The sequence below is a fragment of the Enterobacter sp. HK-058-C-ECC genome (assembly GCF_047531125.1).
GTDB lineage: Bacteria > Pseudomonadota > Gammaproteobacteria > Enterobacterales > Enterobacteriaceae > Enterobacter > Enterobacter quasiroggenkampii.
The window spans coordinates 512,643-529,901 of sequence record NZ_JBLKCH010000001.1; the positions used below are offsets into that span (position 1 = coordinate 512,643).

Sequence of the window (17,259 nt, forward strand, 5' to 3'; positions counted from 1 at the left end):
CGGAGGTGAGTGTGGCAGAGCAGCTGGAGTTTTTCCCCATCCAGAGCCCGTGCCGGGGGATTTGTCAGGTGGATGAACGCGGATATTGCCGCGGGTGCATGCGTACCCGTGACGAGCGTTTTAACTGGCAAAACTTTAGCGACACGCAAAAGCAGGAGGTGCTACGCCTCTGCCGACAGCGTCTTCTGCGCAAAATACGCGCAAACAAAGCCGGTGAGACCGAAGAACCCCAGCAACCTTCACTTTTTTAACACGGTAATTGCGTATACTCATGACATCACGTCCTTGAGGAAAATGTTATGGTTCAGCGAATTACCCTTGCCCCCCAGGGGCCAGAATTCTCCCGTTTTGTGATGGGCTACTGGCGCCTGATGGACTGGAATATGTCCCCCCTCCAGCTGGCGAGCTTTATTGAAGAGCATATCGATCTGGGCGTTACCACGGTCGACCATGCGGACATTTACGGTGGTTATCAGTGTGAAGCCGCATTCGGCGAGGCGCTCAAGCTGGTTCCGGCACTCCGCGACCGCATGGAGATCGTCACGAAGTGCGGGATTGCCACCACGGCAAAACCGGAACACGCCCTTGGGCATTACATCACCGACAGCGCGCATATCATCAAGAGCGCTGAGCAGTCGCTGGTCAATCTGGCGACCGACCATATCGACCTGCTGTTAATCCACCGTCCGGATCCGCTCATGGATGCCGATGAGGTGGCAGAAGCCTTCCTGAACCTGCATCAGAGCGGCAAAGTGCGTCACTTTGGCGTTTCCAACTTCACCCCGGCGCAGTTTGCACTGCTTCAGTCTCGCCTGCCGTTTACCCTGGCCACCAATCAGGTGGAGATCTCCCCGGTACACCAGCCGCTGCTGCTGGACGGTACCCTCGACCAGCTGCAACAGCTGCGTATTCGCCCGATGGCCTGGTCGTGCCTGGGAGGCGGACGCCTGTTTAATGATGATGAATTCCAGCCGCTGCGCAACGAACTGGACACTATCGCCCGCGAGCTGAACGCGGAGAGCATCGAACAGGTGGTTTATGCCTGGATCCTGCGTCTGCCTTCAAAACCGCTGCCCATTATTGGTTCTGGCAAAATAGAACGCGTGCGTTCTGCACTGGCCGCTGAAGAGCTGCAGATGACCCGCCAGCAGTGGTTCCGCATCCGCAAAGCCGCGCTGGGTTACGACGTGCCATAAACCGCCAGAAGGTGACTTTCCGGTGAAATCTTTGCCCCTGGTATACACTTAAGGGGCAAAAAATAACCAGCGGAGGTCATATGAAGCGTTTTGCTCTGGCAATGGTCGCGCTGGTTGTTTGCGCAGGGGCGCAGGCAGCCAGCGACGAAGTGGAAATGAATCTCGTCACCTCTCAGGGTGTGGGTCAGTCCATCGGTACGGTGAAAATCACGGAAACCGACAAAGGGCTGGAGTTCGCTCCCAACCTCAAAGCACTCCCTCCCGGTGAACATGGTTTCCATGTTCACGCCAAAGGCAGCTGTCAGCCCGCATTAAAAGAGGGTAAAGCGTCAGCGGCGGAAGCGGCAGGGGGGCACCTGGATCCCCAGCATACCGGCAAGCATGAGGGCCCGGATGGAATGGGACACCTGGGCGATCTGCCCGTGCTGGTGGTCAATAACGACGGTAAAGCCACCGATCCCGTTGTCGCGCCGCGTCTGAAAAAGCTGGAGGAGGTAAAAGGTAAAGCGCTAATGATTCATGTCGGCGGCGACAATATGTCTGATCAGCCTAAACCGCTTGGCGGCGGCGGGGCGCGTTATGCCTGCGGCGTGATCTGATCCCCAATGGTACCCGGCGGTGGTGCCTGCTCCAGCTGCGACAGCGAGCAGTGCAGCCGCCAGATTATCGAGGCCAAATCACGGGCGGCGGGGAGATGATGTCGTGCAAGCGTATCGCAGATCCGCTGCAGTTCATTCAGCGTGGTTGCCAGCGGTCGCTGCTGGACACCGCGTTCGCTCATCACATCGCGCAGCAGAGAGATGCATACATCGCGAACCTGCGACAGCGGGTCGGAACGTGTTTCCCACCCGCGAAGCTGCCAGACCACGTGCGAACAGTTCAACAGCACCACGCCCCAGCGCAGCAGCCAGCGCCGGGAAAGCGCGTCCTGGCTGTTATTGAGCTGGCTCACGTGGTGATACACCAGCGATTCATACTCGTTTTCACGAAGATGCGGTTTACGGCTGAGCTGGTCCACAAACCCCCGGCGTAACTCCCGGATATGCCTGCGGCTTTTGCGGGCATCGGAGCCGGGGCGCAACACCGCGAAAGCCAGCCACGCCAGCCCCACGCCAAGGATTTTCGCCAGGTTGTCATTAAGAAAATCGGCGTAATCATAAACCGGCGGATTGGTCACGGAGATAAACGAGCCCATAAAGACAATCAGCTGCCCCCAGAGGCCCGCCTGTTTTGGCATTTGCAGCTTGAGTAGCTGCATGGTGGTCAACAGCGGAAACAGAAACAGCAGGAACTGCCACAGATCGCTTATCTGCACCATCAGGCCAAACTTCACCACAAAACTGAACAACGACAGCAGTACCAGGGTGCGTAGCAGGAGCGTCAGCGAGTTGAACGGCGAGGCCGCGACGGAGTAAAGCACGCAGCTGATGGCAGCAAGCGTCAGGGCCGCCGTACCGGACTCCCACTGCGTGGTGATGCTCCACGCCCCCACCAGCATCAGCGCGCAGAAGGTGCGAAAACCGCTCCACAGTGCTTCCAGGTAGTCGGTATGGCGGGCGAGAGCCGGGCTGCCGGGAACGTTGAACTCCGTGACCGGCGTGGCATTCTCAACCGCGATAATCCAGCGGCTGCTGCGCAGATAGAGTCGGCAAAAGTAATTCAGACGTTGCCAGAAGGCGCGATGGCGATAGTCGTACTCATCAACCGGGGCGAGCGGGGCGATGATCTTCGCAACGGTGTAGATGTCCGCATCCGGGCGAGCAAGAGCCGCGAGCAGCGTTTCGATTACGGCACGGGTGTTTTCCGGCGGTGTCGGCCAGTTGAGCAGCATTCTGCGCAGGCTGGAAATGGCGCTGGTCATACGCAGCTGCTGGTGCAGTAAATAATTTAGCAGGGTGTTCTGACGACGAAAGCGGTAGTGGCTCCAGAACGCCTGAATTCGCAACAGATTCATCGTCAGGATCTGTCCGATCACCTTTTCATGCGCGAGGCGGATCTCATCGCTGGTATCCGGTTGCCAGAGCAGGCTCGCGTGCTCAAGCAGCCGGGTGTGCATGGTCTTGAGGGCGGTGATAAGCGCGGTGCCGTCGGAGGTGCTGGGGAGGATCATCATCATGAAGCCACCGCTGAGGATCCCGACAATGACTTCACAGACGCGCGCCTGCGCGATATCCCACAGTTCGGTGGTGTCGAGCACGTTCACCACCGGGAAGGCGATAATGGCGGCGGTATAGCCCGCCAGCTGGAAAGCATAGGCGACGTTATTGGTAAAATGGGCGCAGGCCCAGGTACAGCACCCCAGCCACGCCGCCATGCTCAGCAGGAACATCCACGGATCGTTCAGCGTATGGCCGGCGATAATTAACGCCGCCGTGGCACCCAGCAGGCTGCCGGCGATGCGCCCAAGGCTCTTACTGATCACCCCACCGACCGTAGGAAAACTCACCACCGCGGCAGACGTCATCGCCCAGTAGGGTTCATCCAGGTTCAGATAATAGGCGACGGTCAGCGCCAGACACATGGCAATGCCGTTACGCAGCGCGTAGCGCCACTGAGGGCGCGTCGCTTTGATCCACGGCGTGTTTTGCCAGGAGAGTGCCGGCAGCTTCATCACCGGTTTCCGATGGAGACAGTACAGGTGGTGCCGGAGACCAGCGTGATGTCCTGCGGTAAATGGTCAAACTCCACGCGAACCGGCACGCGCTGAGCGAGACGCACCCAGGGCACGTTCGGCTTGATGTCCGGCACCAGGCCAGAATCCGTTTCGACGCTTTGATCGTAAATGGCGCGGCCAATGCTGGATACGTGACCCTGTAACTTCTGCGAGCCACTGTAAAGCGTAATGGCGGCGGGCGATCCCTCGCGAATATGGCGAAGCTTGGTCTCTTCAAAATAGCCCACCACGTAGAAGGAGTGGCTGTCGACGAGGGCAAAAACGGGTTGTCCCGTGGTGGCATAATTCCCCACGCGAGCGGAAAGGTTGGTTACCCACCCGTCAACCGGCGCGGTAATCACCGTTTGGGTCAGCTCCCACTGGGCCTGCTTCAGCGTGGCTTCGGCCACGTTGACGCTCGCCTGCATGGCCTTCACGTTGATGTTGGCGGTGTCTAAATCTTCCGCTGAGATGTAATTTTGCGATAAATGCCGGCGGCGGTTGGCCTCGTTATTCGCTTTCGCTAAGTCTGACTGGGCTTTTGCCAGCTGCGCCTCGGCGTTCAGAATCGCGATGTGGTACGGGGTATCGTCGATCCGGAAGAGTACCTCACCCTTTTTGACGTACTGGTTATCCTTAATGAGCAGCGTCGTGATGCTTCCCGACACCTGCGGGGTGATGCTGACCTGTTCAGCACGAATTTTGCCGTCACGGGTCCAGGGGGACTGCATATAAAAATTCCACATCCACCAGCCTGCAACCAGCGCGAGGGCGAGAACAAAGAGGGTGGAAAAGTACTTCAGCGTTTTCAGAGGCATAGTCACCACACCATCAAGACAGCAAGGCCCAGACATACGGAGAGGGCAAACAGGGAAAGATCCATCAGCATGGGATGCCAGATTTCGCCGGAGTACATCCAGTCGCGAAGCAGACGATGCGCGATGAGCCAGAGAATAAAGCCCACCAGCACGGCCTTAAACAGGGGAGGAAAGTAGACTGACGCACCGAAGATCAGATCCTGAAGGGGTAACCCCTCTGAGCGATGAAAAAACGTCACGGGCAGAAATCCTTTGCAGTGAACAGAATGCCGCGTTGGCTTGTCTTAGTATGATGAAGCATCACAATTCAGTGTAAGTCATACTTTTAAGTTCGATGAATGCAGTATTGCATTTGTTTTGGCAATACAAATGCTGCACACTATTCTAAAATCAGTATAATAACTTAGCAAGCTAATTATAAGGAGATGAAATTGGAATCGCCATTAGGTTCTGATCTGGCAAGGTTGGTACGCGTCTGGCGTGCTCTGATTGACCATCGCCTGAAACCTCTGGAATTAACACAGACGCATTGGGTCACGCTGCACAACATTCATCAGCTTCCGCCCGATCAGTCACAAATTCAGCTGGCAAAAGCGATAGGCATTGAGCAACCGTCGCTGGTGCGCACGCTTGATCAGCTGGAAGAGAAGGGGTTGATCTCCCGACAAACCTGCGCCAGCGATCGTCGTGCTAAGCGGATTAAACTCACTGAGAAAGCGGCGCCTATCATCACCGAAATGGAAGCCGTCATCACCAAAACGCGCGGTGAAATCCTTTCAGGCGTTTCACCGGCGGAGCTGGAAATGCTCATCAGCCTCATTGCTCGCCTTGAGCAAAATATCCATGAGCTGCAGTCTCGCGACTGATAAACACGAAGGCCTTGCACCAGCAAGGCCTTTTTTTACTTAAAGACGACCACACGATTACGACCCGTCTCCTTCGCTTCATACATCGCCTTGTCGGCACTTTCCACGCACGCTTCTGCGGTTATCGTTGATGACGTTGCCGTAAACACCCCCATACTGATGGTGATGGGCTCCGGCAACTGACCGCCGCTGCTGGTTTTATCAAAGCTGCTTAGCTTCAGACGTATGCGCTCGGCCACCTGGTACGCGGAGTCTGACGACGTGTTGGCCAGCATCAGTACAAACTCCTCGCCGCCGATACGGGCCGCGATGTCCTGCGGGCGCACGGAATCCATCAGCAGGTTGGCGACAAACTGCAGGACTTTATCGCCCTGAAGATGCCCGTAGGTGTCGTTAATGCGCTTGAAGCGATCGAGATCGCTGACAATGACGGAAACGGGGCGGTTGGGTCTGGCAATATCCAGCGCCTGGTTTAACGATTCATAAAAATAGCTGCGGTTATAAAGGCGCGTGAGCGGATCGCGGATCGAGTTCTGATAGGACTGCTGATATTTTACGTGCGAGTCGCGATACAGTCTGAAGACATCGTAAAGCAGAACAAAAATAATCAGCAGCGTGGCGACAGTTTCAAATAACCGGGCGCGGTACCAGGAGATATCTTCGGCATGTCCAGCCGCTAACAGCATTGAAAGCGTGACGATATAGCAAACGCACAGAAAATTTCCGCCTACCCAGAATAAATTGCGCACGCGCGTGACAAACATCAGCGCTACTAATGTTATCACCCAGAAAACTATTAAAGAGATATTAATGCAATGGCTCCAGAGGACCATAAACTGCCGGGTTTCATTATCAACCAGGTCAATCGATAACAAGGGCGAGTGGCTGGAATATATCCAGGCCAGTCCCACTGCACAGGCGGTAAAAAGAGACGCCCCGCTTACAATTGAGATATGCGCCAGTCGTGAAAGAGGGTATTTGCGCATGGGATAGAGTATTGCCGCCACGATGAACAGCACCGCCATTAAAAAGTGGCGGAACATATAGTAGATCATCGCATCGTTGTAGTTCACGACGTTGAACTGATAGAGATCCAGCCAGGCGGGGAAGCTGGTCAGCGTTCCGACCATCAGCAATGCGGACCCGGCAAAGGCAAAGGCGATTGCGACCAGATACAACCGTCTTTTGTCACACCAGTATTTCATCGCCATAAAACAGGCAATAAACAGGTGAAACACCAGAAGAAAAATGGTGAGCGTAGGGAATAAAAGCGGTGAAAAGGACGGAACCCATTCAACGAGTTTTAAAAACAGCGCGTGTAATATCCCGATAACAACAAGGCAACCGAGACAGAACGCGATATAACGGCTCGGTAGAGCACGACGATTCGCAAGCATAGAATTTTTACAAATTATAATAAATAAAAAAGGTGGTTGCGAAGAGTCTAATCAATTAGTGCAATAAATACTTTGCGCAGAAACAATATAAGGAGTGATTTATAATGGATGGGGCGAATGTATTTTGTAATTATATTTGTGAGAGTGATATATATTGTAAATGGATGTGGCCCGAGGACCACATCCACTTTTAATTAACGTGGAGAAACGGTCACCTGGCTTCCGTTGCTCGCCAGTACAACGCGCTGGCCAGCAGAGAAGCGGGTGCTGCCCTGTTTCTGAACAACCATGATTGTGCTGCCGTCGTCTTTACGAATTTCCAGCTCTACGCCCTGCGTTTTGTTCATCGCACCCTGAACGCCCTGGCCGGCTACGCCACCCGCAACGGCACCTGCGGCTGTCGCCAGAGAGCGTCCCGTACCACCGCCGACGGTATTACCCAGGAAACCACCTAGAACGGCACCGCCGATTGCGCCCATCACGTTGTTTTCATCACCACCCTGAATCTGTACAGGGCGTGCGTTAACAACGGTACCGTAAGTCACGTTCTGAACCTGTTTCGCTTCAGAAGCGCTGTAAACGTCGCCAGAAAGTGAACTGTCATTCACACAGCCAGCCAGAGTTAAACCAATCAGCGAAACGCCCAGTACACGTAAAATCATTTGAATCTCCTGTTCACCAAAAACGCCCGATTGGGGGCATCCGTTATGGCTAAATTATATGGCATAAGGAGCCATAGTTCATATCTTTGCACTAACAATAGGAAAATTGTACTTGAATTTGACTTAACGAGACATAAACAGGATCCGCCCGCGCTACCCGTCTGACATTGTTAAAAAATATTATTGCCGGATGGCAAAGCGACGCCGTTTATGGTTGAGTGGATATCCTTAGCCCACGCAACGTAAGGAAAGCGCATGAAATCGGGTCGCTACATTGGTGTGATGTCAGGCACCAGTCTGGATGGGGTAGATGTCGTTCTGGCCGCCATTGATGAAAACATGGTGGCACAACAGGCGAGCCTGACCTGGCCAATCCCCATTTCACTGAAAGAGGATATTCTCAGTATCTGTCAGGGGCAGCAGTTGACCCTCTCCCAGCTTGGACAGCTGGATGTCCGCCTCGGTGCGCTGTTTGCGGATGCGGTGCAGGCTTTGATGCAAAAAGAACATCTTCGCCCGCAGGATGTGGTCGCCATCGGGTGTCACGGACAAACGGTCTGGCATGAGCCCATTGGAGAGGCCCCGCATACTCTGCAAATCGGCGATAACAACCAGATTGTGGCGAAGACGGGCGTCACGGTGGTCGGCGATTTCCGTCGTCGCGATATTGCCCTTGGCGGACAGGGCGCACCGCTGGTGCCCGCGTTTCATCAGGCGCTGCTGGCGCACCCTTCAGAACGGCGTATGGTGCTCAACATTGGTGGGATCGCCAATCTGTCGATGCTTATCCCCGGGCAGCCGGTCCGCGGCTACGATACCGGCCCAGGCAATATGTTAATGGATGCCTGGATCTGGCGTCAGTGCGGTCAACCGTACGATAAAAACGCGGAGTGGGCGAGCGAGGGTAAGGTGATTATCCCGCTGTTGCAGTCCATGCTGAGCGATCCTTATTTTGCCTTACCGGCACCGAAAAGCACGGGGCGTGAATACTTCAACTTTGGCTGGCTTGAGCGCCAGCTGGCGTCATTCCCGGCGCTCGCGCCGCAGGATGTTCAGGCGACGCTTGCCGAGCTCACGGCCGTGTCGATTTCTGAACAGGTGCTCCTCAGCGGCGGATGTGAACGCCTGCTGGTGTGCGGCGGGGGAAGCCGTAACCCGCTGGTGATGGCGCGTCTTGCCGGGCTGCTGCCGGGCACCGAAGTGTCGACGACCGATGAGGCCGGCATCAGCGGTGATGATATGGAGGCGCTGGCCTTCGCCTGGCTTGCCTGGCGCACCATTGCCGGGCTGCCGGGCAATTTACCGTCGGTAACCGGCGCGCGCGAGGCGAGCGTCCTTGGGGCGATTTTCCCGGCAAATCCGCGTCATAATCAGAGTTAACTGAAATTCAGCGCGGCGCGTCGTCGTTAAAATGGAACGAAACAGGGGGGCAGCCATGCCCTCCAGGACCAGGAAAGTCTTCGGAATACGCCCATGAAAAAACTTCTTCTTATTGCCGCCCCTTTGTTGCTGTCAGGATGCAGCGTCTACAACCAGCTCCTTGAGCGCATGCAGACCGATACGCTTGAGTATCGCTGCGACGAAAAACCGCTGACCGTGAAGCTGAACAATCCACGCCAGGAAGCCAGTTTTGTTTATGACAATAAACTACTGACGCTGAAGCAGGGCATTTCAGCCTCGGGCGCGCGTTACACCGACGGTATCTATGTCTTCTGGTCGAAAGGCGACAGCGCCACGGTCTACAAACGTGACCGTATTGTGCTGAACAATTGCCAGCTCGAAAATCCGAAGCGTTGAGATTTTTACAGGGGCGGCGCACAATAGCGCCACCCACTCTCAATGTCAGCTAACGCCATGTCAGATAACGACGAACTGCAGCAAATTGCGCATCTGCGCCGTGAATACACCAAAGGCGGCCTGCGTCGCCAGGATCTTCCCGCTGAACCCCTCGTGCTTTTTGAACGCTGGCTGAAACAGGCCTGCGAAGCGAAACTGGCCGACCCCACGGCCATGGTCGTCGCGACGGTGGATGAAAACGGTCAACCGTATCAGCGCATCGTATTGCTCAAGCATTATGACGAGAAAGGACTGGTGTTCTACACCAACCTTGGCAGCCGCAAAGCGCACCATCTGGAAAACAATCCGCGTATCAGCCTGCTGTTCCCCTGGCACATGCTGGAACGTCAGGTCATGGTGACCGGCAAAGCGGAACGTCTCTCGACGCTGGAAGTGGTGAAGTATTTCCACAGCCGCCCGCGTGACAGCCAGATTGGTGCCTGGGTATCAAAACAGTCCAGCCGCATTTCCGCCCGCGGGGTGCTGGAAAGTAAATTCCTGGAGCTGAAGCAGAAGTTCCAGCAGGGTGAAATCCCGTTGCCGAGCTTCTGGGGTGGTTTCCGCATCCCGATTGAGCAAATGGAGTTCTGGCAGGGGGGCGAACATCGCCTGCACGACCGCTTTTTATACCAGCGCGAGAATGGCGGCTGGAAAATCGACAGACTGGCGCCGTAATCCCCGAAATTTGTTGATTTAAGCGCTAGCGCACACCGCGCTTGCGCTTTATTCTATGGTCCTTTCGCATCAGGCGAAAAGTCGTGTACCGGCAAAGGTGCAGTCGTTTATACATGGAGAATTTGATGGCAAGCAGTAACTTGATTAAACAATTGCAAGAGCGGGGCCTCGTGGCCCAGGTGACGGACGAGGAAGCGTTAGCAGAGCGACTGGCGCAAGGCCCGATCGCGCTCTATTGCGGCTTCGATCCCACCGCTGACAGCTTGCATTTGGGGCATCTTGTTCCATTGTTATGCCTGAAACGCTTCCAGATGGCGGGCCATAAGCCTGTTGCCCTGGTGGGCGGCGCGACCGGTCTGATTGGTGACCCAAGCTTCAAAGCCGCTGAGCGTAAACTGAACACCGAAGATACCGTGCAGGAGTGGGTCGATAAGATCCGCAAACAGGTTGCACCGTTCCTCGACTTCAACTGTGGCGATAACGCCGCGATTGCCGCGAACAACTACGACTGGTTTGGGAGCATGAACGTGCTGACCTTCCTGCGTGACATCGGCAAGCACTTCTCTGTTAACCAGATGATTAACAAAGAGGCCGTGAAGCAGCGTCTGAACCGTGACGACCAGGGTATCTCCTTTACCGAGTTCTCCTACAACCTGCTGCAGGGCTATGACTTTGCCTGCCTGAACAAACTGCACGGTGTTTCCCTGCAGATTGGCGGTTCTGACCAGTGGGGTAACATCACCTCCGGTATCGACCTGACCCGTCGCCTGCACCAGAATCAGGTCTTTGGTCTGACCGTTCCGCTGATTACCAAAGCCGACGGTACCAAATTTGGTAAAACCGAAGGCGGCGCGGTATGGCTCGATCCGAAGAAAACCAGCCCGTACAAATTCTACCAGTTCTGGATCAACACGGCGGATGCCGATGTTTATCGCTTCCTGAAGTTCTTCACCTTTATGGATATTGAAGACATCAATGCGCTGGAAGAAGAAGACAAGAACAGCGGTAAAGCGCCACGCGCGCAGTACGTGCTGGCGGATGAAGTGACCAAACTGGTTCACGGTGAAGAAGGTCTGGCCGCGGCAAAACGCATTACCGCTAGCCTGTTCAACGGTACCCTGAGCGATCTGAGCGAAGCGGACTTCGAACAGCTGGCGCAGGACGGCGTGCCAATGGTTGAGATGGAGAAAGGGGCTGACCTGATGCAGGCGCTGGTGGACTCTGAACTCCAGCCTTCCCGCGGTCAGGCGCGTAAAACCATCGCGTCCAATGCCATCACCATCAACGGTGAAAAGCAGGCCGACCCGGAATACACCTTTGTTGACGGCGACCGTCTGTATGGCCGCTACACCCTGCTGCGTCGCGGTAAGAAAAACTACTGCCTTGTCTGCTGGAAATAAGTCACAGTCTCCAGGGGCGTGGTAAACCACGCCCCTTTTGTTTTTTCAGGGTTGGGTAAGCATAAAATGAAGAACATCCTCGCCATTCAGTCCCATGTTGTTTTTGGACATGCTGGCAACAGCGCAGCGGAATTCCCGATGCGCCGCCTCGGCGTCAACGTCTGGCCCCTCAATACCGTTCAGTTTTCCAACCACACGCAGTACGGCAAATGGACCGGCTGCGTAATGCCGCCTTCACACCTCACCGAGGTGGTGCAGGGCATTGCCGATATCGGCCAGCTCAAGCGCTGTGACGCCGTACTGAGCGGTTATCTTGGTTCCGCAGAGCAGGGGGAGCATATTCTCGGCATCGTACGCCAGGTGAAGGCCGCTAACCCGTCGGCAAAATATTTTTGCGACCCCGTCATGGGCCATCCGGAGAAAGGCTGCATTGTGGCGCCGGGTGTAGCGGAGTTCCACGTCCGCCACGCGCTGCCCGCCAGCGATATCATTGCGCCAAACCTGGTTGAACTGGAAATTCTCTGCGAGCATCCGGTTAACAGCGTAGAAGAGGCCGTAAGCGCGTCTCGCGAGCTGATCGCGCAGGGGCCTGAGGTAGTGCTGGTAAAACACCTCGCGCGCGCAGGGCTAAGTCAGGATCGCTTTGAGATGCTGCTGGTGACGAAAGAGGATGCCTGGCACATCAGCCGTCCGCTGGTGGATTTTGGCCTGCGCCAGCCGGTGGGTGTGGGGGATGTGACCAGCGGCCTGCTGCTGGTCAAATTGCTGCAAGGGGCAACGCTGCGCGATGCGCTGGAGCATGTTACTGCGGCAGTGTACGAAATTATGACGGCGACGAAAGAGATGCAGGAATATGAGCTGCAGGTGGTCGCAGCACAGGATCGAATCGCGAAGCCGGAGCACTATTTCAGCGCAACCCAGCTTTAAACGATGCCGGGTGGCGCTGCGCTTACCCGGCCTACAAAACCCGTAGGCCCGTGCAAGCGAAGCGCCGCCGGGCGATATTAGCTAAGCCCTTCCGCTTTCAGCGCCGCAGCCACCGCAGGACGCTCTGCCACACGCTTCATATACGATGCAATGTGGTCTAACCCTTCCAGATTCAGCTTAACCGCGCGCGCCCAGCGCAGCACGGTGAACAGGTACGCATCGGCAATCGTGAAGCGCGACCCGCCAATCCACTGCTCGTCTTTCAGCGATTCGTTAATGTACTGCAGCTTTTTCTCCAGCAGGGCGCGCAGGGTAGGTTTAAACTCTTCTGGCGTATCCGGGCGGAACAGGGGGGTAAAGCCTTTGTGCAGCTCGGTGGCAATATAGTTCAGCCACTCCAGCGTTTTATAGCGAGAAATGGTACTGACCGGGGCCAGTAGCTGGCGATCGGGCACGCTATCGGCCAGGAACTGCATAATCGCCACGCCTTCGGTCAGCAGAGTACCGTCATCCAGCAGGAGCGCCGGAACTTGTCCTTTCGGGTTAATGGCAAGAAAATCATCGCCGTTTTCCAGACGTTTTTTCATCAGATCAACGCCATCCAGCGTGAAATCTTTGCCGCTCTCGCGCAGGGTGATATGGGAAGCAAGAGAGCACGCGCCCGGTTTGTAGAACAGTTTCATCGGTAACTCCTTTTCGCTGAGGTTTCAGCTATGTTAGTGCGCAAACGGATAAAAAAAAAGCCGCTAATAGATTAGCGGCTTCTGGTCAGTCGTTTCTCACGGATATCACGCGGTAGCGGTTTTGGTCGCCTTAGCGGTCTTGTCGTCGTCCTGAGTCATGCGATTCAGTTTCGGTGCAGTCAGCAGCATCAGAGCGGCAATAACGGCAGTCGCGATACCAATCTGCATGAACACGGTACCGTAGACGTTCAGAGAAACCAGTGGGTCAGTGACGTTTTCCGGTACGGCCATCAGGTTCGCAATCTTGCCTGCGATAATGGCTGCACCCGCAGTCGTCAGGAACCAGCTACCCATAATGAAGCCCATCAGACGCTGTGGCACCAGCTGTGCAACCATCGCCAGACCCAGACCGGAGATCATCAGTTCGCCGATAGACTGCAGCGCGTAGCTCAGGATCAGCCAGTTAACGGATACGATACCGGCGTCGGTAGCAAATTTGGTACCCAGCGGCAGCACCAGGAACGCGCCGGAGCACAGCACCATACCGATAGCGAACTTGTGCGGCATTGGCAGACGGTCGCCCATTTTGTTGTAGATCGCGGCCAGAATCGGGCTACCAATCATGATCCAGAACGGGTTCAGCGCCTGATACTGCTCCGGTTCGAACGCAATACCCAGGATGGAGTGCTCAACGTTACGAATGGCGAAGAAGTTCAGAGAGGTTGGCATCTGGCTGTACAGTACGAAGAAGATAATCGCTTCCAGCATCAGAATGAACGCCACGATCATCTTACGACGGGCAGCGCCCTGCATGGCGAATGCTTCTTTCGCAAAGATGACCACGATACCCAGCGCGACCACGCCCAGAACGGCACGTGCGATGCCCTGGTTGTGCAGCAGCCAGGTGGCGATCGCCGCCAGGGCAACAACGCCCACAATGGTCGCCAGCAGTTTGCCCATATGCACAGGCTCGAAGTCCGGTTTTGAACCGTAGTTTTTAACCCAGCTGCGGCAGAACAGGAAGTTCACCACGGTGATCAGCATACCGACGAAGCTCAGCGCAAACGCCACGCTCCAGCCGAATTTTGCTGCAAGCCATGGGGTGGCCAGCATTGAGAAGAACGAACCGATGTTGATGGACATGTAGTACATGGTAAATGCACCGTCCAGACGCGGATCGTCTTTGCTGTAGCAGGTAGAGAGCAGGGAGGACGGGTTCGCTTTGAACAGACCGTTACCGACGGCAATCGTCGCCATACCCATATACACGACAGCGGCATCGTGCCCTGACCATGCAACCAGACCATAGCCAATTGCCAGGACAATGGCGCCCAGCATGATGACACGTTTAGTGCCGAGGACTTTATCGCCCAGCCAGCCGCCAATCGCGACCAGACCGTACACCAGAGCACTGAAGGAGGAGAACAGCGTGATGGAATCGGCTTCGGACATACCCAGCTGTTTCACCAGGTAAACTGCCATGATCCCTTGCAGGCCGTAATAACCAAAACGCTCCCATAACTCGATAGAGAAGATGAGATAGAACGCTTTTGGTTGTTTAAAAGCGTTAAGACTCACGCTTTCATCTGTTGGTTTATTGTTTGCAGTAGACACATATACCTCTTTTTTTACATCCCATATTAACGGGGGTGTTCATAGCGTGATGGCCGTAGTCCATACGCCTTATAGTTATATTGGGAGGAGAAACGGCGGGTAATGTTCACTATCCTGCCCCATCTGGCAATACGTTTGTAATAATCTGTTACATATATCTGGGGTGGTATAATCGTCGGTTCATACAAATGTTATTCAGCGTTAAATTTTATACGATGTGTAAAGGTAGTTTTTTCGACTGGCAGAGACCCGTCAGGACCGGTGTTTGGCGATATGTTCTGCTATTTGCCGTCTCTGGCAGTGATATAGCCCAAATTATGAAAAATAGCTGGTCTTATCGTCGGTAAAAAAAGAAGAGTGTCTTGTCAGACAAAGGCTTTAGCTCGATTTTGACAACAAAAAAACAACATGAAGTTATCAGGGTGATCGCGATCACAGATGTATAGAAATTTTCGGCTATGAAAAAAGTATTAACCTGTTTGAGCGTTAAAGCACCGAACAAGTGACAGCCTGGGAGAGACGAAAGGCGAACAAATAACGGCCAAAAGAAGCGTGCACCATCACCCTTCTTTTGGTGTGGGGTTTGTGGTTCAGGGATATACTTTTTCTTTGTATTCGCAGAGATCTTCAATAATGCAGGAGCCGCAGCGAGGCTTACGGGCAATACACGTGTAACGACCGTGCAGAATCAGCCAGTGATGGCAGTCAACCTTAAATTCAGCCGGAACCACTTTGAGCAGCTTCTCTTCGACCTGCTCGACATTTTTCCCCGGCGCAAAGTTGGTCCGGTTAGACACGCGAAATATATGCGTATCGACGGCGATAGTAGGCCAGCCAAACGCGGTATTGAGCACCACGTTCGCGGTTTTACGACCTACGCCCGGTAAAGCTTCCAGCGCAGCACGGTCTTCCGGCACTTCGCCTCCGTGCTGTTCCAGCAGGATCCGGCAGGTCTTAATGACGTTCTCGGCTTTGCTGTTAAAGAGGCCGATGGTTTTGATATACGACTTCACGCCTTCCACGCCCAGCTCCAGCATGGCCTTCGGCGTATTGGCGACCGGATAGAGCAGGGCGGTGGCTTTATTGACGCTCACGTCGGTCGCCTGTGCAGAGAGCAACACCGCGATCAGCAGCTCAAACGGGGAGGTAAAATTCAGCTCCGTCGTCGGGTGCGGGTTCTCGTCCCGCAGACGGGTCAGGATCGCAATGCGCTTTTCTTTATTCATGAGGCCTTCTCGGGTGTCCCTTCCAGAACGCTGCGCTCAGCCGCGCGGCGCTTACGTTTCTCATCAATCAGGTATTTTATCGCCAGCATCATGCCAAGGCCAATAAACGCACCGGGCGGCAGCATCGCCAGCAGGAATGGCGTATCGGTGTGGAACACTTCAATGCGCAACGCTTTGGCCCAGCCGCCCAGCAACGCATCTGCGCCGTCAAACAGCGTACCGTTGCCGAGGATTTCGCGCAGGGATCCCAGCACGAACATGGCGCACGTGGCGCCCATGCCAATGGAAAAACCATCCAGCGCCGACATGGCCGGACTGTTTTTCACCGCGAAGGCTTCCGCACGCCCGACCACGATACAGTTGGTGACGATAAGGGGAATGAAGATCCCGAGCGACTGGTACAGACCGAACGCGTAGGCGTTAATCAGCATCTGAACAATACTGACCACCGACGCAATGATCATGACGTAAATCGGAATACGAATTTCCGACGGCGTCCAGCGGCGCAGGGCAGAGATGGAGAGGTTGGTCAGGGTCAATACCAGCGTGGTTGCCAGACCCAGACCGAGCGCGTTGGTGGCGGTGGATGTCACCGCCAGCAGTGGGCACATGCCCAGAAGCTGAACCAGCGCGGAGTTGTTTTTCCACAACCCCTGGACAATAACCTCTTTAACCTGGCTCATGATTACTCCTCACAGGCCGGAAGATTGTTGATTTGCGCGGGCAGCGTTTCAGCATACAGCCCGGCTCGTTTTACGGCATTCACCACCGCACGTGGGGTGATAGTCGCACCGGTGAACTGGTCAAACTCGCCGCCATCTTTCTTCACCGCAAACGCGGTGTCATCTTCACCATGGATCACTTTACCGGCAAAGTGCAAAATCCAGTCGCTCAGACGGGTTTCAATTTTATCGCCAAGACCCGGCGTTTCATGGTGTTCCGTCACGCGGGTGCCCAGTATGGTGCCGGAGAAATCGCTGCCCACAAGCAGCTGAATGGCACCGGAATAGCCGTCAGGCGCCGTCGCTTCCATCACTGCGCCGACCGGTTTATCCCCTTTGCGGGCAATAAAGAGGCGGTGCGGGCCTTTCCCAAGCTGCGGCGCGTCTACCACAAAGCAGCTTTTTTGCAGGTTATTATCGTAGAAGTCGGACGGGATCACCTGATCGAACAGCGCCTTTTGCTGCTTCGAGGCCTGCTCTTCGATGGTCGTTTTGGTCAGCGCATTAACCAGCGCCGTCAGCCCTGTCAGCACCGCGGCGAAGATAGCCAGCGTGACGCCGTGTTTTTGCATCGTTTTAAACAT

General features: G+C 55.1%; 19 protein-coding genes. 9 read left to right on the forward strand and 10 right to left on the reverse strand.

Annotated features, from left to right (window positions below; all coding sequences use genetic code 11):
* The first annotated feature begins 11 nt into the window (after positions 1-11).
* From ACMWJS_RS02535 to sodC, 3 genes are all read left to right on the forward strand, one after another.
* Positions 12-251, forward strand: a complete 240-nt coding sequence (locus tag ACMWJS_RS02535) for a DUF1289 domain-containing protein (RefSeq protein ID WP_008500587.1) — start codon at positions 12-14, stop codon at positions 249-251.
* A 48-nt stretch (positions 252-299) separates the two neighbouring features.
* Entirely contained in the window at positions 300-1,196 is an 897-nt protein-coding gene (locus ACMWJS_RS02540; RefSeq protein ID WP_167212917.1) for an aldo/keto reductase, read from the forward strand.
* Between the two features lie 80 nt (positions 1,197-1,276).
* The gene (gene sodC / locus ACMWJS_RS02545) at positions 1,277-1,795 is read left to right on the forward strand and encodes a superoxide dismutase [Cu-Zn] SodC (protein ID WP_262821964.1); all 519 of its coding nucleotides are present in this window, start codon (positions 1,277-1,279) and stop codon (positions 1,793-1,795) included.
* Here the strand turns inward: sodC and ACMWJS_RS02550 are convergent.
* Genes ACMWJS_RS02550 through ACMWJS_RS02560 form a run of 3 tightly spaced genes read right to left on the reverse strand, consistent with a single transcriptional unit; the run spans position 1,774 to position 4,906 of the window.
* Complete coding sequence (locus ACMWJS_RS02550) at positions 1,774-3,807, reverse strand: FUSC family protein (protein WP_334754766.1); 2,034 nt, start codon at positions 3,805-3,807, stop codon at positions 1,774-1,776. The two genes, sodC and ACMWJS_RS02550, sit on opposite strands and share 22 nt — an antisense overlap.
* Positions 3,807-4,667 carry an HlyD family secretion protein gene (locus tag ACMWJS_RS02555; RefSeq protein WP_334754767.1) on the reverse strand — a complete coding sequence of 287 codons (861 nt, stop codon included), beginning with the start codon at positions 4,665-4,667 and terminating at the stop codon, positions 3,807-3,809. Before ACMWJS_RS02555 ends, ACMWJS_RS02550 begins: the two co-directional genes overlap by 1 nt.
* Before the next feature lie 2 nt (positions 4,668-4,669).
* The gene (locus ACMWJS_RS02560; RefSeq protein WP_024909360.1) at positions 4,670-4,906 is read right to left on the reverse strand and encodes a DUF1656 domain-containing protein; all 237 of its coding nucleotides are present in this window, start codon (positions 4,904-4,906) and stop codon (positions 4,670-4,672) included.
* Between the two features lie 186 nt (positions 4,907-5,092).
* On the opposite strand from ACMWJS_RS02560, the gene slyA reads away from it, so the two are divergent.
* On the forward strand, positions 5,093-5,533 hold the full coding sequence (gene slyA, locus ACMWJS_RS02565; RefSeq protein ID WP_021241135.1) for a transcriptional regulator SlyA: 441 nt from the start codon (positions 5,093-5,095) through the stop codon (positions 5,531-5,533).
* A gap of 35 nt (positions 5,534-5,568) precedes the next feature.
* Here slyA and ACMWJS_RS02570 read toward each other — a convergent pair whose 3' ends face one another.
* Both ACMWJS_RS02570 and slyB read right to left on the reverse strand, forming a co-directional pair.
* Positions 5,569-6,930, reverse strand: coding sequence for an MASE4 domain-containing protein (locus ACMWJS_RS02570; protein ID WP_414746536.1), 1,362 nt, complete (start codon positions 6,928-6,930; stop codon positions 5,569-5,571).
* Between the two features lie 194 nt (positions 6,931-7,124).
* Positions 7,125-7,592, reverse strand: a complete 468-nt coding sequence (slyB, locus tag ACMWJS_RS02575; protein ID WP_008500578.1) for an outer membrane lipoprotein SlyB — start codon at positions 7,590-7,592, stop codon at positions 7,125-7,127.
* A 255-nt stretch (positions 7,593-7,847) separates the two neighbouring features.
* Here slyB and anmK point away from each other — a divergent pair, with 255 nt between their 5' ends.
* The 5 genes from anmK (at position 7,848) to pdxY (ending at position 12,430) form a co-directional block, all read left to right on the forward strand.
* Complete coding sequence (gene anmK / locus ACMWJS_RS02580; protein WP_045910332.1) at positions 7,848-8,972, forward strand: anhydro-N-acetylmuramic acid kinase; 1,125 nt, start codon at positions 7,848-7,850, stop codon at positions 8,970-8,972.
* Positions 8,973-9,065: 93 nt separating this feature from the next.
* Entirely contained in the window at positions 9,066-9,389 is a 324-nt protein-coding gene (mliC, locus tag ACMWJS_RS02585) for a C-type lysozyme inhibitor (protein WP_025758348.1), read from the forward strand.
* Positions 9,390-9,446: 57 nt separating this feature from the next.
* Positions 9,447-10,103 carry a pyridoxamine 5'-phosphate oxidase gene (gene pdxH / locus ACMWJS_RS02590; protein WP_024909355.1) on the forward strand — a complete coding sequence of 219 codons (657 nt, stop codon included), beginning with the start codon at positions 9,447-9,449 and terminating at the stop codon, positions 10,101-10,103.
* 125 nt (positions 10,104-10,228) lie between these two features.
* Positions 10,229-11,503: a tyrosine--tRNA ligase gene (gene tyrS, locus ACMWJS_RS02595; RefSeq protein ID WP_008500574.1), complete on the forward strand. Its 1,275-nt coding sequence runs from the start codon at positions 10,229-10,231 to the stop codon at positions 11,501-11,503.
* A gap of 66 nt (positions 11,504-11,569) precedes the next feature.
* Positions 11,570-12,430 (forward strand): pyridoxal kinase PdxY, encoded by an 861-nt coding sequence (gene pdxY / locus ACMWJS_RS02600; RefSeq protein WP_414746537.1) that lies wholly within the window; start codon positions 11,570-11,572, stop codon positions 12,428-12,430.
* Between the two features lie 77 nt (positions 12,431-12,507).
* On the opposite strand, the gene gstA is transcribed toward pdxY, so the two are convergent.
* The 5 genes from gstA to rsxG all read right to left on the reverse strand — a co-directional run bounded on the left by gstA (position 12,508) and on the right by rsxG (position 17,259).
* The gene (gstA, locus tag ACMWJS_RS02605; RefSeq protein WP_252073464.1) at positions 12,508-13,113 is read right to left on the reverse strand and encodes a glutathione transferase GstA; all 606 of its coding nucleotides are present in this window, start codon (positions 13,111-13,113) and stop codon (positions 12,508-12,510) included.
* 105 nt (positions 13,114-13,218) lie between these two features.
* Positions 13,219-14,727, reverse strand: a complete 1,509-nt coding sequence (gene dtpA, locus ACMWJS_RS02610; protein WP_045910333.1) for a dipeptide/tripeptide permease DtpA — start codon at positions 14,725-14,727, stop codon at positions 13,219-13,221.
* Positions 14,728-15,317: 590 nt separating this feature from the next.
* Positions 15,318-15,953, reverse strand: coding sequence for an endonuclease III (gene nth, locus ACMWJS_RS02615; protein ID WP_008500570.1), 636 nt, complete (start codon positions 15,951-15,953; stop codon positions 15,318-15,320).
* Positions 15,950-16,636, reverse strand: coding sequence for an electron transport complex subunit E (locus ACMWJS_RS02620; RefSeq protein ID WP_008500569.1), 687 nt, complete (start codon positions 16,634-16,636; stop codon positions 15,950-15,952). The genes nth and ACMWJS_RS02620 overlap by 4 nt, the downstream gene beginning before the upstream one ends.
* Positions 16,637-16,638: 2 nt before the next feature.
* Positions 16,639-17,259, reverse strand: coding sequence for an electron transport complex subunit RsxG (gene rsxG, locus ACMWJS_RS02625; RefSeq protein WP_414746538.1), 621 nt, complete (start codon positions 17,257-17,259; stop codon positions 16,639-16,641).